44 protein-coding genes and 7 tRNA genes are annotated in these 23996 nt (G+C 71.2%); 4 read left to right on the forward strand and 47 right to left on the reverse strand.

Annotated features, from left to right (window positions below; genetic code table 11):
* Nucleotide 1: 1 nt before the first annotated feature.
* From LN042_RS11350 to LN042_RS11425, 16 genes are all read right to left on the reverse strand, one after another.
* Entirely contained in the window at nt 2–424 is a 423-nt protein-coding gene (locus LN042_RS11350; protein WP_230051015.1) for a hypothetical protein, read from the reverse strand.
* Between the two features lie 13 nt (nt 425–437).
* Nucleotides 438–1727, reverse strand: coding sequence for a 2'-5' RNA ligase family protein (locus LN042_RS11355; protein ID WP_230051016.1), 1290 nt, complete (start codon nt 1725–1727; stop codon nt 438–440).
* A 98-nt stretch (nt 1728–1825) separates the two neighbouring features.
* On the reverse strand, nt 1826–2056 hold the full coding sequence (locus tag LN042_RS11360; RefSeq protein WP_230051017.1) for a hypothetical protein: 231 nt from the start codon (nt 2054–2056) through the stop codon (nt 1826–1828).
* A 43-nt stretch (nt 2057–2099) separates the two neighbouring features.
* Complete coding sequence (locus LN042_RS11365) at nt 2100–4040, reverse strand: phage portal protein (protein WP_230051018.1); 1941 nt, start codon at nt 4038–4040, stop codon at nt 2100–2102.
* The gene (locus LN042_RS11370) at nt 4028–5554 is read right to left on the reverse strand and encodes a phage terminase large subunit family protein (RefSeq protein WP_230051019.1); all 1527 of its coding nucleotides are present in this window, start codon (nt 5552–5554) and stop codon (nt 4028–4030) included. The genes LN042_RS11365 and LN042_RS11370 overlap by 13 nt, the downstream gene beginning before the upstream one ends.
* Nucleotides 5511–5966, reverse strand: a complete 456-nt coding sequence (locus LN042_RS11375; protein ID WP_230051020.1) for a hypothetical protein — start codon at nt 5964–5966, stop codon at nt 5511–5513. Before LN042_RS11375 ends, LN042_RS11370 begins: the two co-directional genes overlap by 44 nt.
* A gap of 16 nt (nt 5967–5982) precedes the next feature.
* Nucleotides 5983–6195, reverse strand: coding sequence for a hypothetical protein (locus tag LN042_RS11380; RefSeq protein ID WP_230051021.1), 213 nt, complete (start codon nt 6193–6195; stop codon nt 5983–5985).
* Nucleotides 6192–6494 carry a hypothetical protein gene (locus LN042_RS11385; protein WP_230051022.1) on the reverse strand — a complete coding sequence of 101 codons (303 nt, stop codon included), beginning with the start codon at nt 6492–6494 and terminating at the stop codon, nt 6192–6194. The genes LN042_RS11380 and LN042_RS11385 overlap by 4 nt, the downstream gene beginning before the upstream one ends.
* Nucleotides 6495–6508: 14 nt before the next feature.
* Complete coding sequence (locus tag LN042_RS11390) at nt 6509–6853, reverse strand: hypothetical protein (protein WP_230051023.1); 345 nt, start codon at nt 6851–6853, stop codon at nt 6509–6511.
* A gap of 147 nt (nt 6854–7000) precedes the next feature.
* Nucleotides 7001–7076 (reverse strand) — tRNA-Ile (locus LN042_RS11395).
* 96 nt (nt 7077–7172) lie between these two features.
* Nucleotides 7173–7244: transfer RNA gene (locus tag LN042_RS11400), tRNA-Gln, on the reverse strand.
* A gap of 5 nt (nt 7245–7249) precedes the next feature.
* Nucleotides 7250–7322 (reverse strand) — tRNA-Trp (locus LN042_RS11405).
* 1 nt (nt 7323) lies between these two features.
* Nucleotides 7324–7410 (reverse strand) — tRNA-Ser (locus tag LN042_RS11410).
* Nucleotides 7411–7413: 3 nt separating this feature from the next.
* Nucleotides 7414–7496, reverse strand: a tRNA-Ser gene (locus LN042_RS11415).
* Between the two features lies 1 nt (nt 7497).
* Nucleotides 7498–7571, reverse strand: a tRNA-Leu gene (locus LN042_RS11420).
* Nucleotides 7572–7579: 8 nt separating this feature from the next.
* Nucleotides 7580–7652, reverse strand: a tRNA-Leu gene (locus LN042_RS11425).
* A 312-nt stretch (nt 7653–7964) separates the two neighbouring features.
* Between LN042_RS11425 and LN042_RS11430 the strand changes: the two genes are divergently transcribed.
* Nucleotides 7965–8765, forward strand: coding sequence for a hypothetical protein (locus LN042_RS11430; RefSeq protein ID WP_230051024.1), 801 nt, complete (start codon nt 7965–7967; stop codon nt 8763–8765).
* A gap of 10 nt (nt 8766–8775) precedes the next feature.
* Here LN042_RS11430 and LN042_RS11435 read toward each other — a convergent pair whose 3' ends face one another.
* Nucleotides 8776–8925: a hypothetical protein gene (locus LN042_RS11435; RefSeq protein ID WP_230051025.1), complete on the reverse strand. Its 150-nt coding sequence runs from the start codon at nt 8923–8925 to the stop codon at nt 8776–8778.
* Nucleotides 8926–9119: 194 nt separating this feature from the next.
* Nucleotides 9120–9485: a hypothetical protein gene (locus tag LN042_RS11440; protein WP_230051026.1), complete on the reverse strand. Its 366-nt coding sequence runs from the start codon at nt 9483–9485 to the stop codon at nt 9120–9122.
* A gap of 186 nt (nt 9486–9671) precedes the next feature.
* Between LN042_RS11440 and LN042_RS11445 the strand changes: the two genes are divergently transcribed.
* Both LN042_RS11445 and LN042_RS11450 read left to right on the forward strand, forming a co-directional pair.
* Nucleotides 9672–9869, forward strand: coding sequence for a hypothetical protein (locus LN042_RS11445; RefSeq protein ID WP_230051027.1), 198 nt, complete (start codon nt 9672–9674; stop codon nt 9867–9869).
* 85 nt (nt 9870–9954) lie between these two features.
* The gene (locus LN042_RS11450; RefSeq protein WP_230051028.1) at nt 9955–10461 is read left to right on the forward strand and encodes a hypothetical protein; all 507 of its coding nucleotides are present in this window, start codon (nt 9955–9957) and stop codon (nt 10459–10461) included.
* A gap of 58 nt (nt 10462–10519) precedes the next feature.
* Here the strand turns inward: LN042_RS11450 and LN042_RS11455 are convergent, their stop codons facing one another.
* The 19 genes from LN042_RS11455 to LN042_RS11545 form a co-directional block, all read right to left on the reverse strand.
* Complete coding sequence (locus LN042_RS11455) at nt 10520–10732, reverse strand: hypothetical protein (RefSeq protein ID WP_230051029.1); 213 nt, start codon at nt 10730–10732, stop codon at nt 10520–10522.
* Between the two features lie 104 nt (nt 10733–10836).
* Nucleotides 10837–11424 carry a hypothetical protein gene (locus LN042_RS11460; protein WP_230051030.1) on the reverse strand — a complete coding sequence of 196 codons (588 nt, stop codon included), beginning with the start codon at nt 11422–11424 and terminating at the stop codon, nt 10837–10839.
* Nucleotides 11421–11969, reverse strand: a complete 549-nt coding sequence (locus tag LN042_RS11465; protein WP_230051031.1) for a hypothetical protein — start codon at nt 11967–11969, stop codon at nt 11421–11423. Before LN042_RS11465 ends, LN042_RS11460 begins: the two co-directional genes overlap by 4 nt.
* Entirely contained in the window at nt 11966–12286 is a 321-nt protein-coding gene (locus LN042_RS11470; RefSeq protein WP_230051032.1) for a hypothetical protein, read from the reverse strand. The genes LN042_RS11465 and LN042_RS11470 overlap by 4 nt, the downstream gene beginning before the upstream one ends.
* Before the next feature lie 2 nt (nt 12287–12288).
* Complete coding sequence (locus LN042_RS11475; protein WP_230051033.1) at nt 12289–12447, reverse strand: hypothetical protein; 159 nt, start codon at nt 12445–12447, stop codon at nt 12289–12291.
* A gap of 15 nt (nt 12448–12462) precedes the next feature.
* Entirely contained in the window at nt 12463–13308 is an 846-nt protein-coding gene (locus LN042_RS11480) for a hypothetical protein (RefSeq protein WP_230051034.1), read from the reverse strand.
* Between the two features lie 164 nt (nt 13309–13472).
* Entirely contained in the window at nt 13473–13916 is a 444-nt protein-coding gene (locus LN042_RS11485; RefSeq protein ID WP_230051035.1) for a DUF6221 family protein, read from the reverse strand.
* 199 nt (nt 13917–14115) lie between these two features.
* Nucleotides 14116–14349: a hypothetical protein gene (locus LN042_RS11490; RefSeq protein ID WP_230051036.1), complete on the reverse strand. Its 234-nt coding sequence runs from the start codon at nt 14347–14349 to the stop codon at nt 14116–14118.
* Nucleotides 14346–14645 carry an endonuclease domain-containing protein gene (locus LN042_RS11495; protein WP_283843674.1) on the reverse strand — a complete coding sequence of 100 codons (300 nt, stop codon included), beginning with the start codon at nt 14643–14645 and terminating at the stop codon, nt 14346–14348. Before LN042_RS11495 ends, LN042_RS11490 begins: the two co-directional genes overlap by 4 nt.
* Before the next feature lie 176 nt (nt 14646–14821).
* Complete coding sequence (locus LN042_RS11500) at nt 14822–15373, reverse strand: C40 family peptidase (RefSeq protein WP_230051038.1); 552 nt, start codon at nt 15371–15373, stop codon at nt 14822–14824.
* The gene (locus LN042_RS11505) at nt 15373–15546 is read right to left on the reverse strand and encodes a hypothetical protein (RefSeq protein WP_230051039.1); all 174 of its coding nucleotides are present in this window, start codon (nt 15544–15546) and stop codon (nt 15373–15375) included. The genes LN042_RS11500 and LN042_RS11505 overlap by 1 nt, the downstream gene beginning before the upstream one ends.
* A gap of 18 nt (nt 15547–15564) precedes the next feature.
* Complete coding sequence (locus LN042_RS11510) at nt 15565–15924, reverse strand: hypothetical protein (RefSeq protein ID WP_230051040.1); 360 nt, start codon at nt 15922–15924, stop codon at nt 15565–15567.
* Nucleotides 15921–16634 (reverse strand): hypothetical protein, encoded by a 714-nt coding sequence (locus LN042_RS11515; RefSeq protein ID WP_230051041.1) that lies wholly within the window; start codon nt 16632–16634, stop codon nt 15921–15923. The genes LN042_RS11510 and LN042_RS11515 overlap by 4 nt, the downstream gene beginning before the upstream one ends.
* Before the next feature lie 154 nt (nt 16635–16788).
* On the reverse strand, nt 16789–17526 hold the full coding sequence (locus LN042_RS11520) for a hypothetical protein (RefSeq protein ID WP_230051042.1): 738 nt from the start codon (nt 17524–17526) through the stop codon (nt 16789–16791).
* 1 nt (nt 17527) lies between these two features.
* Entirely contained in the window at nt 17528–17809 is a 282-nt protein-coding gene (locus LN042_RS11525; RefSeq protein ID WP_230051043.1) for a hypothetical protein, read from the reverse strand.
* On the reverse strand, nt 17806–18138 hold the full coding sequence (locus tag LN042_RS11530; protein WP_230051044.1) for a hypothetical protein: 333 nt from the start codon (nt 18136–18138) through the stop codon (nt 17806–17808). The genes LN042_RS11525 and LN042_RS11530 overlap by 4 nt, the downstream gene beginning before the upstream one ends.
* 11 nt (nt 18139–18149) lie before the next feature.
* A complete protein-coding gene (locus LN042_RS11535) occupies nt 18150–18293 on the reverse strand; it encodes a hypothetical protein (RefSeq protein WP_230051045.1) in 144 nt (47 codons plus the stop codon).
* A gap of 77 nt (nt 18294–18370) precedes the next feature.
* Nucleotides 18371–18574 (reverse strand): hypothetical protein, encoded by a 204-nt coding sequence (locus LN042_RS11540; protein WP_230051046.1) that lies wholly within the window; start codon nt 18572–18574, stop codon nt 18371–18373.
* A gap of 60 nt (nt 18575–18634) precedes the next feature.
* Nucleotides 18635–18997, reverse strand: a complete 363-nt coding sequence (locus LN042_RS11545) for a hypothetical protein (RefSeq protein ID WP_230051047.1) — start codon at nt 18995–18997, stop codon at nt 18635–18637.
* 165 nt (nt 18998–19162) lie between these two features.
* Between LN042_RS11545 and LN042_RS11550 the strand changes: the two genes are divergently transcribed.
* Nucleotides 19163–19450 carry a hypothetical protein gene (locus tag LN042_RS11550; protein ID WP_230051048.1) on the forward strand — a complete coding sequence of 96 codons (288 nt, stop codon included), beginning with the start codon at nt 19163–19165 and terminating at the stop codon, nt 19448–19450.
* Between the two features lie 53 nt (nt 19451–19503).
* Here LN042_RS11550 and LN042_RS11555 read toward each other — a convergent pair whose 3' ends face one another.
* The 10 genes from LN042_RS11555 to LN042_RS37680 all read right to left on the reverse strand — a co-directional run bounded on the left by LN042_RS11555 (nt 19504) and on the right by LN042_RS37680 (nt 23932).
* Nucleotides 19504–19782: a hypothetical protein gene (locus LN042_RS11555; protein ID WP_230051049.1), complete on the reverse strand. Its 279-nt coding sequence runs from the start codon at nt 19780–19782 to the stop codon at nt 19504–19506.
* 56 nt (nt 19783–19838) lie between these two features.
* A complete protein-coding gene (locus tag LN042_RS11560; RefSeq protein WP_230051050.1) occupies nt 19839–20369 on the reverse strand; it encodes an RNA polymerase sigma factor in 531 nt (176 codons plus the stop codon).
* Nucleotides 20370–20485: 116 nt separating this feature from the next.
* Nucleotides 20486–20662, reverse strand: coding sequence for a hypothetical protein (locus LN042_RS11565; RefSeq protein ID WP_230051051.1), 177 nt, complete (start codon nt 20660–20662; stop codon nt 20486–20488).
* On the reverse strand, nt 20659–21408 hold the full coding sequence (locus LN042_RS11570; protein WP_230051052.1) for a hypothetical protein: 750 nt from the start codon (nt 21406–21408) through the stop codon (nt 20659–20661). Before LN042_RS11570 ends, LN042_RS11565 begins: the two co-directional genes overlap by 4 nt.
* Complete coding sequence (locus LN042_RS11575; RefSeq protein WP_230051053.1) at nt 21405–21566, reverse strand: hypothetical protein; 162 nt, start codon at nt 21564–21566, stop codon at nt 21405–21407. Before LN042_RS11575 ends, LN042_RS11570 begins: the two co-directional genes overlap by 4 nt.
* A 3-nt stretch (nt 21567–21569) precedes the next feature.
* Nucleotides 21570–21827 carry a helix-turn-helix domain-containing protein gene (locus LN042_RS11580; RefSeq protein WP_230051054.1) on the reverse strand — a complete coding sequence of 86 codons (258 nt, stop codon included), beginning with the start codon at nt 21825–21827 and terminating at the stop codon, nt 21570–21572.
* A 2-nt stretch (nt 21828–21829) separates the two neighbouring features.
* Nucleotides 21830–22117, reverse strand: a complete 288-nt coding sequence (locus LN042_RS11585; RefSeq protein WP_230051055.1) for a hypothetical protein — start codon at nt 22115–22117, stop codon at nt 21830–21832.
* Nucleotides 22114–22314 (reverse strand): hypothetical protein, encoded by a 201-nt coding sequence (locus tag LN042_RS11590; protein ID WP_230051056.1) that lies wholly within the window; start codon nt 22312–22314, stop codon nt 22114–22116. Before LN042_RS11590 ends, LN042_RS11585 begins: the two co-directional genes overlap by 4 nt.
* A gap of 89 nt (nt 22315–22403) precedes the next feature.
* Nucleotides 22404–23321, reverse strand: coding sequence for a hypothetical protein (locus LN042_RS11595; protein WP_230051057.1), 918 nt, complete (start codon nt 23319–23321; stop codon nt 22404–22406).
* Between the two features lie 89 nt (nt 23322–23410).
* Complete coding sequence (locus tag LN042_RS37680; RefSeq protein WP_230051058.1) at nt 23411–23932, reverse strand: Lsr2 family DNA-binding protein; 522 nt, start codon at nt 23930–23932, stop codon at nt 23411–23413.
* Nucleotides 23933–23996 lie beyond the last annotated feature (64 nt).

Raw genomic sequence — 23996 nt, forward strand, 5'->3', positions numbered from 1 at the left:
ATCAGCCCACCTGCCGGGCGACGAGGACCGCGTTGTAGACGGCGGAGGCGCTGCCGCCCGCGATCGCGTTCAGCGACACGGTGTCGCCAGCGGCGCAGTTCAGGACCACGGTCAGCCGCGGCGGCAGAGTGTTCACCACGGCAGGCACCGGAAGCGGTGTCAGCCGCACTGTGGCGCCCTGCTTCAGCTGCAGGTTGTTGGCGTCCCCGGCTGCGACGGTGCCCGACAGCCAGTAGGAGCAGACGACCTCCCACAGGCCGGCCGCCGGGACCGTCACCGAGGCGACAGCCGCGCCGGCGCCCGGCGCGGTCGGTGTGCCCGAGGCCTGCACGGTGGCCGCGCTGTCACGGAACAAGCGGCCGCCCGGGCCGCCGAGGATGTTGCCGTTCGCATCGACCGGCGTGACCTGCGCGTACGCGGACATGGGGAACCTCCGGTCAGGTGGCGGGTGCCAGGCAGCAGCGGCACCGGGGATGGGCCGGCAGAGACGGCGCGGCGAGAGGGCTGTACGGGCTGCCGTCCTCGTTGGCGATGCACTGGGCGCACACGCGGCCGTCGCCTGCGGTGACCCATGCGAGCGCCTGCGCAACGGCGTTGAGGTAGGCCGCGCGCATACCGGCCCCGTAGGCGGCAGACACTGCGGTGTCGGCGGCCAGGAGGAGGTCGTCGCCACCGGCGATGGCGGCGGCAGCGGCTCGCGCCGGACCGTCCGGGGCGGTGGTGATGGCGCGGCCGGCACGCTGCGCGGCTGCCCGGAGTGCGGCTGCCAGCACCGAAGCGGCGGTCGCTGCGGCGACTTGATCCGGCATCATCGGCGTGCCGACGGTCAGTCCGGTTGCTGGCTGGTCGTCGTAGTCGCCCTCGTCGTCTTCATCGCGGCTTGCGACCGCGTGGCCGGCGGCCCATCCGGCGCGGTAGGCCTGCTGGGCAGCCAGGGTGAGCGCGGCCCGCACGGCCGGCCAGTCGGCGGCCGTCAGGGCGGCCAGGACGGCGGAGGCCGCCGCGTCGCGCCGGTGCCGGCCGGCGGGGTCCGCCGCCTCGCCGAGCTGCCGGCGCCACGCGGCGATCGCCGGGCCCAACTCCACGGTGGTGACGTCCTTGCGCCAGGCGGCCAGCACCGTGGCGTCAGCCGCGGCGTGGAGGGCCTGCCGGCGGGCGTAGACGGGCCGCCAGATCCCGCGCGGCGCATCAAGCTGCACGGTGGCGCTCTCCGCCGAAGACATGCGCGTGGCGGTCTCGGCTGGCAGAAACGGGAACGTGACCCGGTCGGTGCCGTACACCGCGACGCCCGCGCCGAACACCACCGGCTCGGCCGCAAGCCGCTCGACCGGCGAGTCCGCCTCCGGGTCGATGTAGGTCAGGGTGAGGTGCGGGGTGAAGCCGTGCTCGCGGGACACGGTGACCTCGCGATCGGCGAGTTGGGTGAGGCAGTCGCGGCGCAGGTCTTCCAGGTCAGCCGAATCGACCAGGGCGACGATCACGTCCTGGGCGCCGCCGGTGAACCGGGCGTGGCCGGACAGGGTGGCGCTGATCGGCGGCCGGGCGGCGAGCGCCTGCGCCACCGCGAGGACGGTGTCCCGCTCGACTTCGGCGGTGGTGCCGAGGTAGGCGACGGTGACGTGCATCTCCTCGGCTGGCAGGCCGTCAGGAACGGTGAGCCGGTCGGCGAGCGGCCGAGGCGGGTAGAGGGCGATCATGCAGCCGTCGCTGTAGTCCGGGCTGGCCATTTCCCCACCCCCACTCAGCCGATCTCCTTGGGCACCAGCGGCTTGACGTCGTCCGCGCGCGTCGGGTGTCCGGAATCCACGACCATCACCCCCGGTCGTCAAACATCGACCGGGGCGAGGAACTCGTCCGGACGAGGCAGGCCCATGCGGGCCATGTACAGCTCGACCTCGGCCGAGCACGCGAAGTGGACCGGCCGGCCGCCGCGGTGCGAGTACCAGCGGCACTCGAACCCACCGAGCCCGTCCGGATCGGCGACCTCGGTGGTGCCGCGGCCCGCCGGCGGGGGCGGCTGGTGGCGGCGCTCGCAGTCCCGGGCCAGGGATGGCACAGGCCGAGGCCGGCCGCACACCGCGCACCGGAACCGATCGGCGTCAGCCGATCCGGGCGAGCGCCTCATCGAGGCACTGCTGGTAGAGCGCATCCCACGCCTCCTGCTGGTCGTTGCTGGTGCCGTGGTGCTGAGAGGAGTGCAGCTCGTCCCACGGGCCGTGGTTCTGCGCGACGGTGCCGATCCAGGCACGGATCGGCTTGCCAGCCTGCCGGTAGGCGAGGGACCGGTGGTGACCGTCCACGATGATCAGCTTCTGGCTGCTGGGGGTCCGGAGCAGCACGACCGGCTTGGTGCGGCCCTTCCGCCGGATCTGCTTAAGGAAGTGCTTGACGCGCTTGGGCTCGTGGCTGGCCGCCCACTGCTCCTCATGGTCGAACGACACCTGGTCCAACGGGACGTCGGTCGGCCCGGACCAGGATGCGCCGAGCACCCAGCCGAGGGTGCTCGCCGGGTAGTTGGCCAGCAGCTGGTCGTAGACCCGCTCGGCCGCCGTCGGGCCAGCTGTCTCGCTGGCGCTCTCGCGGGGCCCCGTGCCCTGCTTGGCGTCGTTTGCCAGGCCAGGGCCGTCCTCAGGATCGGACGGGCCGTCGCCGGAGGCCGGCGGCGCCAGGTCGGTCGGATCGCTCGGCGCCGGCACCGAGTTGCCGCCGAGGTTCTTGATGATGAACGACTTCGCGAGGTCGCCCATGTTCGCCCAGTCCGCGATGAACGTGCGCTCCATGAAGATCGCGTCGTCGCCACCCTCAACGGGCGGCTCGCCGATCTCCGCCCGCCAACGGTTCAGCGTGTAGGCGCCGTTCCGCAGCCGGGTCTCGCGGATCTCCTCGACCACCTTGCTGTCGCGGTAGTCGATCTCCCCGAACTCCAGGTGCCAGTCGGTGATTCCGAACCCGACCTGCAGCAGGTGGTAGTTCAACTTCTCCAGCAGCAGGTTCGCAATCGGGATCACCGTGTTGACGCGGAACGTCTTGTCCTGCTGCTCGCCAGTGCCGCCACCGAGGTTGCCTGACTCGATGATCCCGAGCTTCGCCGGCGGCGTCCCGAAGCAGGAGATGATCTCATCGCGCAACTGGCGTGTGGCGTCCAGGTAGTCCGTGACCTTGCGGCCGTCCAGCACACCGACAGCGCCGCCGCCGGTGGTGACGACCGGCTCACCGACCGCCTTCGGCCCCAGGTTGTAGACGCGGTACTGCTCGCGCCACCGCTGCACGTCCGTGTCCTGGAAGTGGGCCAGGTCCACGTGCAGGCGCGGCGGGTCGCCACGGCGCCCGCACTCCTTGAGCGTCGCCTCCCAGAACAGCCAGGCGACGACGGGCAACAACGCCTTCTGGGCAGGGCTGACGCCGTACAGGCCGCCCCGGGGCGCGTCCAGACTGATGTGGATGACGTCGCGCGGCTTGAACGTCGCAGTGCGCACGCCGTCCACGTCCTGCCGGTACCCAGTCACCTCACCGTGCTGGTCGGACAACACGGTCATCGTGGTCGCGTCCAGCGTGTAGAGAGCGACCGGCTCACCCAGCAGCCAGACGATCTCCAAGTACGCATCCCCGAACAGCAGCAAGTCCGTTGCTACGTTCCGGAGCAACTGCACCATGTCCTCGTGCGGGTTCACGAACCGCAGCAGCCGACGCAGGCGGGCGACCGGCGGCGGATCCTCCGGCGCCTGACCGTCGGGTCCAGCGTCGGGCACGAGCTGGATCCCGCCGGCCGTGACCGTGCGGGCGATCAGATCGATCGGGCTGCTGACCCAGATGCAGGACATGTAGGCCTGGTGCAGTTGGCTGAGCACTTGCTGCCGCTCAGAGGTGGCCGCGACCTGCGCCGAGCTGGTGACCGCGTTGAGCGGGATTCCGTACTCGTATCCGACGCGGCGCACCTGAGCCGCCGTCGGAGCGTCCGGCGAGGCAGCCTCGACCACTGCGGGATCCGGGACGGCCGGGGCGCGGCGGAAGGCCTCGCGGAGCCAGCTCACAGCGCCCACGGGTCACCTCCCTGGAGGATCGGGAACCCGCCGACGTTCGGCACGGTCGGCCGCAGGTTGTCGTGACGGCCGGTGGCTGTCGGGTCGAGAGCCGGTGTGGGCGCCGGGGGCTCACCAAAGTGGAACCGCGCGCCGCTGCCGAGGTTGATCAGGGCGTAGCGCAGAGCGTCCGCGGCGTGGTCGCTCGCAGTCGAGTCGACGTCCTCCGGGTCGCCGGAGGTGGCGAACGGGAGCGCGGGAATCTCGCGGATCAGGTTCTCGCAGGTCCGGAAGACGTGCAGGCGCGGGCAGACCTCGAGGCCCTGTGCTCGGTGGTGCGGGCAGGCCGGGCCGTCGGCGAGGTAGGAGCGCAGGCGCTGCCAGCCCGCGACCCGGCCGCCCTTGCCGGCCTCGGTGAGGTGCACTCCGTTGCGGGCGTAGACCGCAGCGATCGGCTGCGCATCCCCGCGGGTCGCCCACATGGCGTCGTCGGCCCAGCGGGGGCCGACGGTCTCGCCGGCCTCGGCCGCCAGGATCTGGCGCGCCTGGTCGGCCTCGCCTACCCGGGTCTTGTACAGCTCCCGGTAGACCCAGACCCGGCCGTCCTCGTCCTCGGCGAGCCACAGCGCGCACCACGGGGCGGCGAAGCCCCAGTCCAGGCCCATCACCCGGCGCCACTCGGCAGGCAGGGTGATCGGATCGAGGGTGTGCCGGTCGTGGTTCCACTCGCCGAAGGCTTGGCCCATGAAGCTGTCCCAGTCGCCGTCCAGGAAGGCCTTGCGCAGCTGCTCGGGCAAGTTGCGCAGATCGTCGGCGTACTCGGCGTTGACGTGCGGGTTGTCCGCGAGCTTCGACGGGATGAACCGCACCTCGCGGCCGCGGCGGTCAGTGATCACCTTTGTGCCGTAGGCCGTGGAGTCGATGTACCGGGCCTTGACCGTTCCATGCCCGGGCCCACCCGGGTTGGTGCCGGACCGGATCCCGAGAACGGGCAGGTCCGAACGACCAGAACGGAGACGGCTCTCCAGGAACGCGCACACCTCGGGCGCGGTCAGGGTCCGCTCGTCGAACAGGATCAGCTGGTACTGGCCGCCCTGCCGCCGCGTTGCATCCTTGAGGGACTCGGCGTACCGGAACATCAGCAGGCTGCCGTTCGGGAACCGCAGCTCGTACTCGCTGGCGTTCCACACCGCGCCAAGTGCCTGCGCGTAGCCGGCCTGCGCCAGCTCGGCGAGCAGGCTTTCCTTCAACTCCGGGTAGGTGCGCCGGAACGCACCGACCCGTAGCCCGGGGTGACGGACGCAGGCCCGGATGCCCTCCATGAGGAGCGCGCGGGTCTTGCCTCCGCCGGCCGCGCCACCGTAGAGGACGTCGAACTCGGTGGCGGCGTGGAACTCGCGCTGCCTCTCGGTCGGCTGGTAGCCGAGCAGTCCGAACACGTCCACGCCGCGGAGCCGTTCGGCTTCGATCCGGTCGCGTTCGGCCAGTAGCTCACGGAGCTGCTTCAGCCGGGCCAGCTTCGCGACGTCCAGCAAGCTGAGTGGTGAGGTCGGCGATGGCTGCGTCGATGGCATCGATTGTCAGCACCTCCACCCGCTGCGGTGCCTTCAGGCCGAGGAGGTCGGCCTGCTGGTTGAGGATGCGGAGGGTGCTGTCGACTGCCCTGGTGTCGCCGTCCTCGACCTTCGGCCACAGGGCGGCGATCATCGCCTCCAGGCGGTCCAGGGTGAGCTGGCGGTACTCCTCCAGCGGGATGGCCAACTCGGCGACCGCCTGCTGAAGTCCGCGGCGGACGTCGTGGTAGGCCGAGGCCCGGGAGTCGAAGCCCAACGCGTCGGCGATCTGCTGCCAGGTGTGGCCGGCGATCCGCATCTCGACAGCGGTGCGGCGCCGTTCGACGATCGGGGTCTGGTGGGCGACGTCGCGGTTGGCGGGTCGACGGCCCATCGCGCCCTCCGATCGGTCAGTCGAGTGCGGCCCGGACGAAGCAGTCCTTGGCCTCCAGGAGCTTCCGGAGGCCGGCGGTCAGCTCAGGCCCGTCCGGAAGCCGGTGGATCAGCTCCTCGGCCAGGTCGTGGCAGGGCTTGCTGACGGCCTGGAGGTGCTCGGGCAGGTGGGCGTGCGCGAAGTGCTTGGCGATGGCCTGGGTGCTGGGGTGGCGGTCGGTGGTGTTCACGCGGTGGCCGCCGGGGGCTGTGCGGCCTGCTCGGCAGCGGTGGTGGCGTCAGCCGCGACCTCGGCGGCCAGGTGCTCGGCGTCCTGGGTCGCCTCAGTGACGACGGGGGCGACCGCATGCTCGGCGTCGGCCGCGACGTGACGGGCGTCAGCGACGGCGTCACCGGTGATGGTGGACGCGTCGGTGTGGAGCCGGGCGTGGAGGGCGCGCAGCTCGGCGGCGGCCGGGTGGGCGGCAGCCTCGAACTTGGCGGCGACGTCGTGCAGGAGGTCGTGCAGCTTCTCGATGATCTTCGACATGAGGGCTCCCAGGGTCAGCGGGTGGGGCGGGTGAAATCGAGGGCGGTGAGTCGGAGGTAGATCGGGGTCGTGCTCAGCTCTTCGGCCGTGCAGCCGATCGCGCCCATCAGCGCGAGGTCGATCGCGTCGGTTCCGCGCCCGGGCGTCTGGGTGGCGCTGTCCGTCGTGGGCTCGTCCTCGGGCGGGGCCTGAAGGGTGTAGCTGAGCCACGCGCAGGGGGCGTAGCAGGCGTGCGGCTGCTGGCCCTTCGGCTGCTCGTTCGCCAGCAGCAGGTAGCCGCTGGGATCGACCATGGCGACGTCGCAGTCCACCGTTTCGATGTCGGTGCCGGTGCGGACGTGGGCGATGAAGCGGGGCATGAGGGCGCTCCGGGATCAGGTGGTGCGGGCGCGGGTGCTGGGCATGAGGGTGCTCCAGGGGTGTAGGTGGGGAGTCCTGCCGGCGGGCCGCGCCCGGGCATGAGTCGGCCCCGCACACCAGGGGTGGCGGGGCCGTGGTTGGTGGTTTGGTTGGCTCGGCAGGATTCGAACCTGCGACTCACGCCTTATCAGGGCGCTGCTCTACCAGCTGAGCTACGAGCCACTGGCGGCCTGGCGTTGCGCGCGCCGACCAGGCCGTCACGGTCCTCGCGGACACCGCATCTCGGACCAGTCCGTTTCCGGGTGGCTGACGAGACCGCTCCCCGCCGAGGATTCGAACCTCGATTTCCGGGTCCAGAGCCCGGCGTGCTGCCAGTTGCACCAACGGGGATCGAGCACGGTCGGCAGGAGTCGAACCTGCGGCGCGCCGGGTTGGAGCCGGCTGCTCTGGCCTCTGAGCTACGACCGCTTGGCGGAAGGTGCGGGAGTCGAACCCACCACGGAGTTACCCGTCACGCTTTTCGAGAGCGCTCGGCACGCCACATGCCGGACCTTCCACGCGGAGGATGCAGGGATCGAACCTGCGCGGGTGACCCCGACGACGGCTTAGCAAGCCGCTGCCTTACCGCTCGGCCAATCCTCCGTGGCGCTGACAGGAGTCGAACCTGCAACCTGCGGCCCCTCAGACCGCCGCCTCTCCCAGTTGGGCCACAGCGCCATCGTGCGTAGCGTCGGTGCGATTCGAACGCACACTGTCTCGGTCCTGAACCGAGTCCCTCTACCGTTGGGGTACGACGCCATGAACAGCAGTGCGTTGCCGAGGAATCGAACCTCGCTATCCCGTAGGAGCAGGGGTTACAGCCCCGCTTGCGTCCCAGCGCTCAACGCGTGCTTGTAGTACGAGAGTAGGCAGCTGGGTGGGAGTGGGCGACCGAATATCGCGGCGGCTGGATGTGGGGCGGCCCCGCGCACTGTTGGTTGGTGGCGGGGCCGAAGTCGTCGGGCTGTCAGCGGGTTTTCGGGCACGCTGAACACCCGCGACGAGTATGCGGGTCAGATCACGATTTGGTCAAGCCCTGGTCTGGCGCCCGCCCGGCCCTAGGCTTCCGGCATGTCACCCACCCCCATACCTCTCGCTGACGACCCCAAGTGGACTGACGTCGTCTCAGCGATCGGGACGCTTGCCGCTGCCGTCTTCGCCTTGCTGGCCATCGGCGCCACGATGTGGCTCGCGCACCGAGATCGAAGCGCTGCCGAACGGCTGCGTGCCGAGGACCAGGTGCAGGCCAACCGTGACCGGGAAGCAGCGGACCAGCGGCTCAGGGAAGAGCGGGAAGCCGCTGATCAGCGGCTCAGGGAGGAGCGCGCGGATGCGGAGCTGAGGAGCCGGCGCGAGCGGCAGATGGTCAACGCCGGGTTGCTCCTACAGCGAATCTCGGACCTGCAGCCGCACTTCGACCTGATACCGCAACGATTCGTCAACGGGGATGAAGAGATGAAGGTAGCGGTCCGCTCCCTGCAGCGCGGCGCGCAGACGGAGGCTCTCGCCTTGGAGAACCGTGACGCCACCGACCTGTACCAGACGCTGACGAACTTGGTGTTGAGCGCGGGGCCGGGGCCTGGCTCGGTAAGGCCGGTGAGTTCAAACGCGGCCTGGCTCACACGGACCACCGGGGACCTGAGCCGCTACGCGCGATATGTGCGCCTGCGGCTGAGTGAGCTGATTGAGACAGGCTTCCTGGTGGACGGTGCTGTCAGCGGCACGCCCGGCACCCCAGGCAACGTGCACAAGGATGTTCCCGTACTCGGCAGGCAAGGGGATGAGATGTGGACGCCGATGCTCCTGCCACGGGGCTGGGACGCGGACACGGCAACTGACCCGTCCGACCCCCAGTTCCATCCTGCACGCTGAGGGCCTGCTGTCACCCCTCGGAGCCGACTGAACCGCCGTCGCCCCATTCGCCGAGGACGATGTCCTCGTGCTGGCCGTCGTGCTCAGCGGGCAGGTTGCAGATCGCGAGGCAGAGGTCGCCATCGAGCAGGATGGTGGCCGTGGCCGGGCAGTCGGTCATGCCGGGCATCCTGTCGCGCCCGGTCGGCCGAAGTCTGGGCGCCGCGCCGTACGATGGTGGTGCCGGCCCTTCTGGTTGGGTTGACCGGCGGGGTTTCGCGACGGCCGTATGGCCGAGAGCTTCGGCTCGGCCCCGCCGGTCTCTTGCTGTCCCGGGCGGGTGGCCCCGGCTGGCTGCCGGGGCCACCTGTTTCCTTAGGAGTTGTCGTCCAGCCACTCCTGGAGCTGCTCGATGGCGTCCTCCAGGTGGTGGAAGGCGAGGAGCCCGGCGAGGCATCGGGCGTCGCTGTGGCGGGTGATCCCCATGGCGATCATGTCGACCACGGTGATCCAGGAGAGTGCGGCGACTCCGAGGGCGGCCCGCTGCATGTCCGGCATCGGCTGGTCCTCGGTGAGGTCCACGAGCCGAACGACGGCCGCCATCTTGTCGGCGATGCGCTGCTCAGTGTCGGGCAGCTGCACCGGGATCGGGAGGCGCAGGCAGGCGGCCGCGAGCATGTCGTAGCTCTCGCGGATCACCATGGCCAGGGCCTCGGTCTCGAAGTCTTCTTCGTCGGCCACTTGGGCTTCCTTTCTGGTGTGGGTTGTTGGGTGAGGGTTGGGGTTCGCGGCCCCGTCCCTCTGAGCTCTACTCTACGCCTAAGTCCTGAATGGTTGCAAGGACATTGGGAACGAAAGTCCTTGCTTTCATTCAGGCAAACGGGCAAGATAGTCCTTGCCAACCGCAAGGGAAGGAGGGAAACTGAAATGGCAGACCGGATGGACCAGCTCCTCATCGCACTCGACCACCAGGGCTTCAAGTCCTGGCAGGCCGACAGCGGGATGTGGGTCTTCTCCCGTGGCATGGTGACGATCACGTTCCACCGCACGCCGATCACGGCAGGCGAGTGGCTCGACCTCGTCAACGTGCTCCGAGGGGCAGGCCTCGTCTTCCCCGAGGAGTAACCAGCGGGCTGGCCGCGCTCCAATCGCGGCCAGCCCGCCCATCCGGCCCACACCACACCAGCAACACAGACCGGAGACCACCACCATGGCACACGCCACCTGGCACGCCGCCATCACAGCCGCCGACATCCAGCTCATCACCACCGACGACTACGAGCGACTCCACGCTGCCATCCCCGGCGCGGCCACCCGCCACGACGCCGACACCGGCCGCCTCACCATCTCGTGGCGCCTGGACGCCGCAACCCTCACCCAGGCCACCGACAACGCTCTGAAGACCGCCCGTACCGCCCTACGCGACGTCCTCGGCGCCACCGCCGACCTGGTGGACATCCGCGTCCGGACCGCTGACGACCACGAGCGGGAGGCCCGCCAGCCCGCCCCGATGGAACTGTGGGGTTACAAGGAGACCGCCGAAGCGCTCAAAGTGTCCCGACAGCGCGTCGCCGAGCTGGAGAAGACCCGCCCCGACTTTCCGCAGCCGATCGCCCGCACGGCGGCCGGCCCAGTGTTCACCGCCGAGTCGATCCGCCAGTTCGACGCCGGATGGGTCCGAGCCCGCACCGGCCGGCCCCGCAAGACCGAGGCCTGACACGCCGAAGGGGCCCAGGCCTCCACGGCTCAGACCCCTCCACGGGCGTGGCGTGCGGTCAGCTGGCCGGCCGCCAACCGGACAGCGTGTCGTCATCCGCGACGTCGGCCAGCAGCCGCGCGCCGGGCAGCTGCTCGACCGGAATGCCGGCCGCGGCGGCAATCTCGGCGGCCGGGTAGCGGATCGGCTGCGCCGGGTCGGGGGCGTCGGCGACGATCTCGGCCTGGTCGCCGACCAAGAGCAGCACCTTGACTCGGGCGGTCTCGGACATGGGCACGGGTCTCCGTTCTGGGATCAGAGGGGCCACGGCGGCGGTGCCGGGGCGGGTAGTGAGGTAGGTAGTGGCGGTAGGTAGAGCCGCTGTGACCTGCGGGTCTACCATCTACCCGGCGGTCGGGAAGTGGCCTCGGGGAGGGGCTCGGCGGTGGCCGGAAGGTCGTCGCGGTGGACGCCCGGGCCGACCGATCCGGCGACCTTCAGGGAGGCCCGCACGGGGATACCGCGGCGCTGCAACTGCCGTCCGAACTCGGCAACCGAGACGACGATGCCAACGTGCCCCTGCGCCTGGAGGCCGTTGAGCGCCTCGTTGAGGTGGACGCCGTTGCGGCCGTTGATGAGCCGGCGCAGGTAGTCGACCAGGCCCTCGTAGATTTCGGCGTCGGTGTGCACAGGCTCGGCTGTTGCGGGCGGCGCGTCGACGGGCTGCTCCTCTTGGGCGGGCCCGGGCTGGGCGCGCCAGGCGGCGACGCACCAGACGCAGGTGCCGCCGAGCAGCCACACCGGGGACGGGTGCGGGGAGTCGAGTACCGCGTAGGCGGCCCAGCCGGCCGCACCGCAGCGGGCCGCGGCGGCCAGGATCCGGGGCTCGCCGTCGTCGTCGGTCGGGAGGAGCGCGCGCCGGACACGGCCACCGACGATCACGGACCCGTCGACCAGGCGCCGCACCCGCCACCCGGCCTTCACGCCTGGCCGCCGATCATGTGCCCGAGCTGGTTGACCGCGGGGATGAGGACGGAGCCGAGCAGGCCGGCGGCCCCGGCGGACAGTCCGAGCGTGGAGCCGCACCAGACACCGGCTCCGAGTTGGCCGCGCGCCTTCTTGTCGAGGAGCTTGCGCAGGATGATCACGGCGGCGACCAGCAGCACGGTGACGAGGGCGCCGTACTGGGTCATGCTGGCCGCGGCGTGCCGGGTGACCGAGGTGGTCGTGCCGCCAGCCCCGGCGGCAAGCACTTTGTCGCCGGCGGTGTTGCTGAAGCCCACGATCTTGGCGGCGAGGGTGCAGATGATGCCGCCGGGGCAGGAGATGGCGAGCATGCCGACCGTAGCTCCGAGCAGGAACGGGATGTGCTCGCGCAGGTTGAACCGGGCCGGAGCGGCATCCGGGTCGGGGCTCTTGCCCTTGCCACCGGCCTTCAACTTAAGGAGGCCCCAGGTGGCGGGCAGGAACTGGCGCAGGATCAGGACCAGGCCGACGAGCAACCCGCCGAGGGTGATGGTGACGTTCACGACTGGCCACCGATCAGGAACTGGAGGACCGGGGCATGGGCAGCAGCGCACAGACCGGGCCCGGCGACTGCGACGGTCCAGACGAGGACTCGCGGCACCCACCAGTCGTGGCGGTTGCCGTCGCGGTCGGCGTAGCGGGTCCGGTCGAGCAGGGCGGTGGGAATGAGGCCGGCGATGGTGAGACCGAGCGGGGCGAGCGGTCCGCCGCTGGTGGACGAGGTGAGGGCGTGGGCCCAGTAGGGGCCGGTGACGAGGCAGGCGGTGGCGAGGGCGGTGCCGTTGTAGGCGGGCCGCATCCGGGCGAGGTCGAGGGGCATGGTCAGCTCCTGGAGAGCAGCAGCGGGAGGGCGACGAGGATGGCGGCGATCCACACGGCGAGGGCGCTGCGCAGCGCGGTCTGGGCGTGCTGCGGGGGCAGCAGCCGGAGGACCAGGGCGAGCGCGAGCACGGCGGGGATCGCCCACAGGAGGGCGTACACGGTGGCGGCCCGGGGTTACGCGGTGCGGGCCGGGACGGCGGAGGGCAGGGCGCCCAGGTGCGGCTCGCGGCGCTCGATCTCGGCGCGCAGGGTGCCGCGGATCATGCCGTCGGAGACGGGGCCGTGGCCGGCGTCGATGAGGGCCTGGCGCATGGCGGCGGTGCCGGGTCGGGTGCCGGCGTTGTACAGCGGCCGGATGGCGGCGCACCGCGGGTCGCTGTACTCGATCGGTGTGGGCTGCGGCGCGGGGGCGGCCTGCTGCGGTGCGGGAGTCTGCTGGACAGCCGGGGCGGGCGGCAGTACTGGCGGCGCGGGCGGCATCGGGGGCAGCGGCGGCGCGATGAGGGGCATCGGCTGCTCCTCGGCGCGCGGTGGAATCGCCTGGTCGGACGGCCCGTTGACGGGCGTCACGGCGGCGGCCGGGGTGGCGGCGAGGTGAAGCAGGTGCCCGACCACGGCCGGCGGTACCGCGCTGATGATGCCGATCAGCCAAGCCTGGTTGCCGGCCATGTGGCCGCGGTCGATTTCGTGGGCGACGACCTGCGCGGCGAGGGCGAGCATGATGGCGATCACCGCGCCGGCGATCGCGCTGAAGCGGGCCCGGCTGCCTTTGGGGCGGTTGGCGGCGACGACGGCGGCGATCCCGGCGTAGGCGGACATGGCGGCCGGCATGCCGTAGGCCCAGGGGTCGGCCCAGTCGGCAAGGCGGGCGAGGTGGTATTCGCCGGGGGCGCACATCGCGAGGGCGATCGAGAGGACGACAGGGCGTCCGGCGGTGGTGGCGGTGCGGGCGTACCAGGGCGTCATGACGGGGCGGGGCACCGTCGGGCCGCTGGTCGCAGTAGTGTGTGCGACAGCCATGGGAGGTCTGATCTCCTGTGGTCAGGCCCTGCCAGGAGAGTTCCAGTCTCCCGGTGGGGCCGCTTTTTTGTTGTAGTACGGGGCACTTTAGCAGGGTTTGCGGTAGTCCGTCACCGGTATGACGGCATGCCAAATCGCCGCTGGTCAGCGGGCGTTGACGGGTGTCAGGCCGTCCAGTCCCAGGCCTCGGCGAGCAGCAGCACCCGCCGCTCCACCCGCTCATCCCGACCGCAGTCACATGGGCCGCCGAGACGGCCGCCATCGCGGCACTCGCCGCCGTCCCGCTCCTCCGTCGCCACCGAGCAGCTGTACCAGGGGTCCTCGACCACCAGGTGCCGCTCGGCCAGCAGATCGGCGAGCAACTCCCGCTCGGACGCGACCCGGCGCAGCACCGCCGCCGGGTCGTGCAGGGCGATGTGCTGGGCCTCCTCGTCGGTCGGAGCGCCCTCGGCGTACACGACAGCCTCGTCGCTGCTGTCATACACGGCCACGCTGTCATGCGCCGGGTACTCGGATGGCCGCCACCGGTCGCCCCCGGCAGCCCGCGCCAACTCCTCGGCCTGCTCGTGGGCCTGCCGGAGGAAGGCCAGCGCCGGGTGCCCGCTCACCGCCGCCTCCTTGCTGCCCGCACGGCCATGGCCATCCGTCTGGCCAGGATCCGATCCTCCCGTGACAGCGCTCGCCAACGTCGGCGGCGCTGGCGCCACTCTTGCCAGTGCGGGGCGCGGCTCACATGCGCGGCAACCACCACCAGGCCGGCCGCACCGAATCCGAGGTAGGCCCCGGAGGCGAACCATACCCAGGCCATCACCGTCGCCTCCTCTTCACCCGGGCCCGCTGCCGACGCCGGTACTCGGCGTTCAGGGCTGACGGGCTCGCCTGCGCGAGGGCCTCCAGCTGGGCGCGGATCGCCTCCAGCTGCGGGCGTGTGGCGCCTACCGAGGTCATCAGCCGGTGCATGGTGTCGCCGAAGCTCTGCCAGGCAGTCGTGGCGCGCTCCAACTGTTGAGCCAGTGAGGTGCGCTGAGTGGAGTCGCTCACCGTCGCTCGCCGCCGTGCTCCACGAGGTAGCCGTGTGCGCCTTCCATCCACTCCGGCGACTCCAGGAAGCCGATGGCCACGTTGCAGCCCTGGCAGAGCAGCCCGCGCACCTTACCAGTGACATGGTCGTGGTCCACGCACTTTGCCTCACGAACGCAGCTTGCTACCGCGCATTGCCCGTCCTGCTCGAAGTACATGGCATCGAACATCTGCTGGTCGACGCCGTACCGCCGCACAAGAGCCCTAAAGCGCTCGTTTGGGGCGCAAGTTGAGCAGATTGCTGTCGCCGTACCCATGCGCCTCCCGGAAGCACGGGCGATCGGGCCTCCGCACTGAGTACAGGGTCGCGATGCTGGCTTTCGGGCGTCCCGCTTGGCCCTATATACCTACGGCCCGCTTCGCGCCTGCACGGGCGGCATGAGCCGTTGGGAGCCCAGTCATTGTGCTCTGGGCAGCGTCTCCCCCGGGGCATTCAGTCCCGCCCGTTCTGTCGACTGCTGGCGGAACCGAGCAGGTCGTACAACGCTCCTGGCGTCACGTACCCGGGCCACCGGCCATCGGTGAAGAGCTGCACGCCAGCGTTCTGGTAGCACTGATCGACCAGCTGGGAGCAGATGAGACTGCGGCGCGCCTTGATGTACTGGCGTAGGCCGGGCACGGGCAGCCGGAAGCGGTGCGCGGCCAGCGCCAGGTAGTCGAGGAAGCTGTACGGGGTGCCGAGCCGTTCCAGCGCTGCCTGGGCGATCCGGGCGCGCTGCTCCTGGGCGAGGCTGGTCGGGGTGACGTACAGCACGTGACGGTCGTCGTACTCCGTCAGCAGGCCCAGGCGGGCGCCGCCGGGCTGGGCTTCGACCAGCTGCTGACGGCCGTCAGCGTCGGGCCCGACGACGATGAATGCGTGCTCGTAGTCGGCGTATCCGTCGCCGTTGAGCCACTGGCCGAGGCGGATCAGCCGGCCGACGGTGCCACGGATGCGGACGAGGCCGATGTCGCCGGGCTGCGGCTGCTGCTCGATCACGGCCATCACCGGCCGGTGGCGGTGGCGATGAGCCACACGACGAGACCGAAGTCGATGAGCACGGTGACAGCCGCGCTACCAGGGCTGACCGGTTGACGGGGCTTGCCAACCGAGCAGACGGTGGATACGGCACCGAGCAGCAGGAGTACGGCGGTGATCCAGAGGGCGAGGTGATGCATGTGAGGGCTCCAGGGGGTTCAGGTGGTGGGCTGTTGGTTGAGGGCTTCGCGGATCCGTTGGGCGGCGTCGCCGGTCGCGAGGTAGTAGCCGCGGTACGCCTCGTCTTCGAGCAAGTCGGCGAGGTGCAGGCCGCGCTGGACGGCGGCGGACAGGCTGGTGACGGCCTGGACCCACTCCAGAAGCGTGTGCGTCTCCAGGTGCTCGCGAATGATGGCCTCGGCGCGGGCCAGACTGTCCTTGAGGTGGATGAGGGCACGCTCTTCGGTAGTCAGTCCGGGCAGAAGTGCGGGCCCCAGGTGGGTGGGCTCTTCGTCGGTGGGCCAGTCGTTGTGCCAGCCACAGTTGAGTGGGCAGAAGGCTCGGTTGACGGGTGTCATGCGGCATCCTGCTCCTGGCTGTTGAGGGCGGTGAGGAGTGCGGGGAGGTGCTGCCAGTCCCAGACCCGGCGGCCGGTGCGCGGGTCGACGGGCACCGCGGCGCGGCAGTGGGGGCCGCCGGGGCAAGTAACCGACGGCGGCCCATCCGGGTCGGTGTGGAGCGTCAACTCCTGGCCGCAGGAGGGGCAGCCGCGGCCAGGGATGACGGTATGCCGGCGGTCGAGGCCTAGGACGGTGAGGGTGCGGCGCGCGCAGTCCTCGGCGACCGTCGCGCAGGTGGCGATCAGCCAGTCCGGGCAGGCGGTGAACCCGTCGTGGAGGTCGTCGCCAGCGAGCCGGCCGTCGACGTAGACCGCGGCCCAGTGCGGGCCCTGCCGGTAGGAGTGCTTGAACTGCCAGAACCGCGGGTCGTCGTCGGCGCCGCACTGGACCTCGCCAGCGACCTGGTCGGCGAGGTCGAGCAGCTGGTCGGTGATGGTGGTCAGCGCGTCGTGGGCGTCGAGGTTGAGGGGAGCCCGCTTGTCCACGAGGGCGATGCCGCCGCGCTCCAGCCGTTCGAGGGCGGCCTGTTCGTCCGCGATCGCCCGCAGGTGGGCGGCGAGTTGGCGCGGGGGCCAGACGGGCGCGGGCGGGCAGTGCACGGCGGCCCGGAGGTCGCCGAGGTGCTGCCGGACGACGGCGAGGTGATGGCGGGCGTGCGCGGTGTGCAAGGGGCGGCCTCCGGCGAGCACGGGCGTGCGCCCGTCGCACACCCGCACTATGAACTGATGAGCCGCAAATCTGTTACACGAGGGCCGCTGGGGGCATGCGAAGAGCCGCCCGGTGGTTGCCGGGCGGCTGGTGGTGACGGGTGTCAGCGGGCTGTTAGACGGCCCGACCGAAGAGGCCGGTGAACATCGCCCGGAACGCGTCGCGGGCCTGCTTGTCGTCGAGGTGGGCGCCGAGCAGGCAGTGCGGGTAGTCGCAGGCCGACAGGACAGGACCGATGGGTTCGCGGCCCCAGTGGGCGCGGAATGCGACCCGGGCGGCCGGGTGGTTGGTCCCGCCGAAGCTGAGGACTCGCTGTCCGCTGGCCGTCGTTGGTCCGGTCCACCGGACGTGGCCGTCGTCAGTCGTCTCGGTGAGCGCGGCCAGCTTCGCCTCGATGCTGTCGTAGTGGACGCGCGGCTCGTAGACGGGTTGGCGGGTCGCGGTGTCGTACTGGTGGGCGGGTGCGACGCATCGGTGGTGGCCGCAGTCGGGCTTGGCGTGGCCGGTCGGGTCGGTGCCGTGCTGGATGCGGTAGGCGATGCGGCCGGCGGTGTAAGTCTGGCCGGAGTGCCGCATGACGGGGGTGCGGCTGGGGCCGGTGGAGTGCTCGCCGGTCCATTCCAGGTGTCCGCCGTCGACCGGGCGGGTGCGCTCGGCCCATTTCTCCTCGACGGTCAGGTGCTGCACGGTGCCGCCGGGCAGGGCCGGGATGCCGGCAGTAGCTCGGACCTCGCGGACGCTGCGCCGGTCCATGCCGAGCTCACGGGCGATGGCGGCGGTGGACCGGCCAGCGGCGGCGAGTTCTCGGACCCGCTGGTGCTTGGCGGCGAGTTCGGCGCGGCTGGGCGGCACGTCAGCTCTCCTCGGTGATGGTGTGGGCGGCGCGTTCCAGCGCTGCCCGGAACGGCGTGTCCGTGAGATGCAGTTCCACGAGCAGGTGCGCAGGGTTCGGCTGCTGTTCGGGTGCGCGGCGGCCGGCGCGGCGGGCCTGCATGCGGGCGAGGATCTGGGCGTCGGTCGGCGGCTGCCACTGGTGCCAGCCGGCCGCCTGCGTCCACTGCTGGTAGTGCTCGCGGTGGGGGATGCCGCAGTGGCGGCAGGCGGACGGCTCGGCGACGGCGCGGGGGTTGGTCACTCGCTCGCCTTGGCGACAATGTCCAGGCCGTTCTCGTCCGCCCAGCGGCGGGCGTTGCGCTCGTGGGCGGCGGCCAAGTGGGCGGTGAAGTCGACGTAGCCGTACACCTCGTAGACCAGCGGGCCGAAGTTGAGCCGGGTGGACAGGTTGCCCTCGGCGTCTGCGGACACGTCCAGGCCGTGCCGCTCGGCGAACTCGCGTACAGGCGCGTTGGTGAGCAGGCAGAGGAGGAACTTCTGGCCGGTGGGCACGTCGTACTGGGGGTTGGCGTCGAGCCAGTCGGCGAACTGCCGCAGGGCGGTGGTGAACTGGGCGCGGGTGTCGGTCATGGCGGTTCTCCTCAGTGGTAGGCGTAGTGGCGCCATTCGGCGTTGTCGTCCTGGCCGGCCCAGGTGTTGAGGCAGTCGGTGCAGGCCGCGTCGCCGTTGTGGTCGGTGTGGCCGTCGGCCGGCTGGCCGCAGCCGTGGCAGGTGTCGTCGTCCAATGGGCGCTCCTGGGGTGCGGGTTGGCTGGCTGAGTGCCTCGCAGGGCGCCCGTACGAGACGGGCACCCGGGCGGCCATCAGACGTCCTCGGGGCCGATCAGCGACGACTCGCGGACCAGGCGCAGGGTGCCGCCCCACACCTCGTCGTGAAGCGTGTAGAGGGGCACGCCGTGGATGAACTCGACGCCGGTGACCCGCTTGATGCCGTGACCGGCACGCCAGTTGCTGCCGATGTAGCTGACGAGATCGCCGCGTACGAAGCGGGAGGTTTGGTTGGTCACGGGCTTGCCTTTCGCGTGGGTGGTGCGCGGGCGGGTGGACTGGGTGGCGGCGAAGTTGGTCTACGCGGCCTCCGCGAACGAGGCCTGCGAGATGAGGCCGGCGGTGGCCTTGTACGAGCGGAGGCCGGCGAGCAGCGCGGGGTCGGTCGGGGAGTAGACGAAGACTCGGATCCAGCGGCCCGAAGTGCGGTGCCGGGTCCACGCCTTGGGGGCGTCCTGGCCTTCGTGCTGCGCCCGGTAGGCGTTGGCGACGTGTCGGCCGTACCAGGACTGCTGGCCGTCGGGGAGGGCGATGCCGAGGCGGTCGAGCATGTCGCCGGTGCGGATCAGGTTGCCGAGGCCGAAGACCGCGTGGCGCAGGTCGGTGTGGATCTGGCGGGCGATGGTGGTGAGGCGGCGGATCGCGGTGACCGTGCGGCGCATCGGTGGCTCCTGCGGCTTGTCCAAGTAGCTTGCCTTACAACAACCAATGTAGGCCAAGCGGCTTGGACAAGCAATATGGGCAAGCAAGCTTGTCCAAGATCTTTGGATTAGCTGTCGGAAGCTATCCCATAGTCATGGCCAAGCCACTTGTGCAACCATGGCCGCATGACCGAGACAACCACCTACGAGCCCAGCGACCAGCTCAAAGCCGCCCTCGAAGCCTTCGACGCCGCCCAGAAGGCCGCCGAAGAAGCACGCCTCGCCCTGCGCGCCTCCGTCGCCGAAGAACTCAAAACCCGCGACGTCACCAACGACGCCGTAGCCGCACACCTGCCCTGGTCCGGCGAGACCGTACGAGGCATCGCCCGCGAGTACGACATCCCCCGCAAGCGACAGCCGACCGTCAAGTCCATCAAGCCGCAGAAGCGCACCGCCGGCCGCAAGCCCGAGTAGCCGCCCCGCCCCGCAGCCGCCGGCGCCGCCGTGCGGCCCTTCGCGCTGCCCGTTCACAGCCCCGCCTCCGCACGAACCTCAGCCGCTGCCTGCTCCCGCGTCAGCCCGTACACGTCCGCGTACAGGCGTAGCGCGGCCTCCAGCAGACGCGCGGTCTGATCCGGAGCCGCCACAGGTGCCGGCGGAAGGTCGGCGCTTGCCGCCGAGGCCAGTCGCTCGATGCCTGCCTTCAGCGTTGCTACCTCCACGTACCGCAGGGGCTTGCCGCCGGCCCGGCCCGCGAGCGCGAGTAGCTGGTCGACACTCGGGGTCCAGTTCACGGTTTGCCTCACCAGTCCTCCAGTTGTGTGGGCGTTCGTTGGCAGGTCAGCGGCCGTCGTGACGCCCGTCAGGCTGCCGTCAGTTGGCGTCGGAGCGTGCTGCTGGCGCGGCAGCGGATGGTGCGCACGGCGCCGGGTGTGCGGCCGGTCCGGGCGGCGACCTGAGCGGTGGTCAGCCCGGCCCAGTAGGTGAGTGCGAGGGTCTGCCGGTGTGCGGCCGGGAGGGTGGCGACCGCGGTGCGCACCGGGGCGGCGTCCAGCTCGGCGAGCACTTCGTCTTCGGGCCCGGGGGCCGCAGTGTGCTGGTGCCGGCCGGGGTCGTCGGCGAGCACCTCGCGGTGGGTCGCCGAGCGCTTATGGTGGTCGGCGAGCAGGTTGTGGGCGATGGCCACGAGCCAGGCGCCGAACGGCGCGCCGATGGACTGGTACCGCGGCAGCGCCTGGAGCGCCCGGACCCACACGTCCTGGGCCAGGTCGTCGGCGAGGTCGGCCGGACACCGGCGTGCGAGGTATCGGTGCACGGCGGGCTGGTGCTGTCGGTAAAGCTCGGCGATGGCGGTGCGGTCGCCAGCCTGAGCGGCCGTGATCAGGGCGTGCATCCTGCTTCTCCTGCTGGCTGTTGGGGCGTACGGTGGTGACCAAACGGGTGGGTCCGTAGGGGCGCCTGGCTTTGCGGCCGGGCGCCCCTGGCCATGTGTGCGGCCGGTGACGGGCGTCAGTTGCTGCTCGACGGGGCGTCAGCAGCGGCTTCGCGGCAGATGCGTGTGGCTTCGCGGATGACGGCGCGGCTTTCGGCGCGGCGGTCGAGGTAGCGGTCGGCGGGGATGATCAGCGCCACGCAGGTCCAGCAGGCGGCCAGGATGCCGATGGTCTGCCAGGTGGTGGCGTTCACTCGGGGCCGCCGAGGGCCACCTGGAGGTCGGCGAGCATGGCCCGGGCCTGCGGGCCCAGGCAGTGCTCGGCCCACTGATCGTGGACGGCGCGGGCGGCGGCGACCTGCTCGAGCGCCTGGTCCCGTTCGGCCTCGGCACGCTGGCGGGCTTCGTGTGGGGTGAGCGCGTCGGACGCGTGCCGTTGGACGACCAGGGTGTAGGTCTCGGGCTGTTCGGCGATCTTGACGTCGAACTCCAGCCGTGTCTCGCTGTAGTTCGGGGCGTCACCCAGGAGGGTCTTGGCCATGGCGACGTAGGCGGCGGCCATCTCGCGGGCCATGGCGAGGTCCATTTCCCAGCGGCCGGCGCGGAAGTCGGCGTAGTGGATGCCGAGCTGCTGCTCCTGCTGCTGGATCCATCGCTCGCGGGCGGCTTTGTCGCGGTCACCGAGTTCGGCGGCGAGGTCGATGGCGCGGTGTCGGGCGGAGTGCCAGGCGGCGCGGTAGCGGGCGTGTTCGGCGCGGAGTTGCTCGACCTCGGCGAGCAGCGCGGGCACGTCCTGGCGGGCATGGGCGATGAACTCGGCGTTGTTGCTGCCACTGCCGCCCGCGCCGGGGTCGCAGGTCTCGCCAACCCACTGGTCGTACGAGTCGATGGTGCCGGCGTAGATCTCGTGCTCGTCGTTCCACCACGGCCCGTCGGTGGCGTAGTTGACGCGCTGGCGGATGGCGGCAAGCTGCTCGCCGGTGAGTGGCTGGGCGGTCATCGGGGGTCGCTCCACTCGTTTCCGTCGGTGTCCTGGTGGCGGTCCCAGTTGTTGGCGGCGTCGCGGCCGTGGTGCCCGGTGGGGTAGTGGCAGCGCTGACCGTTGTGGGTGCTGGTGCAGCGCCAGGGCTGCGCTTCGGTGTGCGGCTGGGTGCTCATCGGTCAGTTCTCCGTGGTGTGGGCAGCGAGGACGGCGCGGCCGAGGTCGGTGACGTGGACCGGGCGCCCCTGGAGCGGGCGGTAGTCGCCGAGCTCGACCAGGCCGTCGCGGCGGAGCCGGTAGAGCGCCGGGCGGCTGACGCCCGAGCCCGGCTTGGCGGGGTCGCGGTAGACGTGCACCGGCTTGCCGGCGTCCTGGGCTTGGGCGAAGTACTGCAGGTAGTCGCGGCCGGTGGCGGTGGTGCGGGGCAGCTCGGGCATGGTCAGGCCTCCTGGGCGGTCGGGCTGGTGGTGCGGGCGGCGAGCAGCACGCCCCGGGCCCGCTTGCCGCCGTTGAACTCGAAAATCCGGTTGTCGCTGAACGAGCGCTGGTATTGCGCCTCGGCGTCGGCCAGGACAAGCTCGGCGGCTTCGGCGAGTACCTGGTCGCGGTGGTCGTCGATCAGCCGCTGGATGCGGGCTTCGGCGTCGGTGTACTCGGGGCTGGTGGGGTCCTCGCCGGCCATGAGTTCGGCGTGGAGGGCGGTACGAGCCTCGTGCTGGGTGGTCATCGGTCACCTCGGACGGCGAGTCGGTTCGGGACGGTGCCGGTGGCGAGTTCGACGCGCTCGGCCGGGGTGATGTGGCGGCAGGCGGCGTGGTCGATCGAGGCGGCGGCCTGCTCGGGCCCGGTGGTGTGGACGGCCACGGGCACGCCGCGGCGGCAGAAGCGGCGCGGTTCGGGGCAGCGGAAGCGGACGACGTGCATGGGGGGGCTCCAGGGGGTGTGTGGTGGTCTGTGGTGGGTCGTGCGTCCCGTGGGGGCGGGGGGCCGGTTGCGCGGGCGTTGGTGGCCCGTCAGCCGGTGTCTCGGGTGTGGTCTGCAGCGATCTGGGCGTCGAGTTGCGCCATGCGGTCGGCGAGCGACGGCGGTGTCCAGGTCTCGTCGCGAGGTTCGGTGCGCTGCTGGGGCTGCTCGTGGGGCCATGCCGGCCCGGTCTGGCCGCCGGGCAGGCCGAGCAACAGCGGGGGCTGCTGGGTGTCGGTCGGCCGCTCGCGCTCGGCCCACTCGATCCAGCGGATCGCGGCGGCCTCGGGGGTGGTGAGCCAGCCGGTGGACCGCATCCGGCGGACGAACTTGCGTGTCAGCTCCTGGAGCTGGGCGCCGGTGAGGACCGGGCGGCCGGCGGCGGTTCGGGCTGACTGGGCGGCTGCGATGGTCTCGCTGTTCGGCTGCCAGGTCTCGGGGATCAGAGAGAGCTCGTCGGGCGCCTGCGCGCGGGGACGGTCACCTTCTTCTCTCTCTGTACCACTACTGGGTCGGGTCGGGTCGGGGATGCGCGCGCGTGGGGCAGCGTCTCCAGCACCGTCGTGAGACGCGTCGTGAGACGCGTCTGTAGACGCGTCTACATCGTCGCCGTTGCTTGACGGGCGCTGCCCGTTCTTCTTCTCGCGCCACCGCTGCTGACGTGCAGTTTTGGCCTTGCGGTCGGCCCGAACCTGCTCGGCGGTGGGGTTGTACTCGTGATAGTCGTGGATACGCCAACCGACTCCCGAAAGTTCCTCCCAAAGCCCGCAGTTCACGAGCTCTTCAGCGCGCTTTCGTGCCGCGCGAACGTCGCCAACGAGTCGCAGTTCTGCCGTCTTGATGACGCCGTCGGTGAGGTTCTCGGCGCTCCAGCAGATCGCGGAGACGTAGAGGCGGAAGGCGGCGTCGGACAGCAGGCGCACCTTCCGGTGCGACGGGAACCGGTCATCGAGACGGACCCAGGGCATGTGCGGCTTCTCTCGGCAGTGCGGGTGGTTGGGTGCCCGTGGCGGGGGGCTGCGGCCGGCCCCGCCACGGGCCGTACTGGGGGCGGCCGTTAGGCGGCGTCGGCGCGGGGGTGGGCGACGTAGTAGGCGTCGACCACGTGGCGCGGGATGATCCCGGCGGTGCCGACCTGGTGGCCGTGCTCTCGGGCCCAGGCGCGGATCCGGGCGCCCTCGACCCGGTCGGGCCGCGACCTGGAAGGTGCGCTCGTGGCGCTGCTGCCCTTGGCGGCACGCAGGGCCTGCTCGGCGGCCAGCAGCTGCTCCTTGGCCTGCTGGACCCGGTTCTCGGCGGCCGAGACGACGGCCTCGCGGCGCTGGGCTTGCTGGAGGTCGGCGAGCGCGGCACGGGCCTGCTCGGCGAGGCGCTGCATGCGGCTGCTCTGGTGCTGCATGCCCCACGCGATCAGGGCACCAGCCGGGTCGGCGGCGGCAGTTCGGGCAGCGAAGGGAATGCCGGTCGCGGTCACGGCCGCCGCGAGCTGGTCCTGCGTCAGGCCGGTGGCCTCGGTGATGGCGGCGATGGTCGCGCCGTCCTTGTACATGGAGACGGCGACGGCGGTTTCAGCGTCCACGGTCGATCCTCCTCGATCGGTGGTGGGTGTGCGGGTGGGGTGGGGCGTGGGCGGTCGCCGGATG

It is taken from the genome of Kitasatospora humi, assembly GCF_020907985.1.
GTDB lineage: Bacteria > Actinomycetota > Actinomycetes > Streptomycetales > Streptomycetaceae > Kitasatospora > Kitasatospora humi.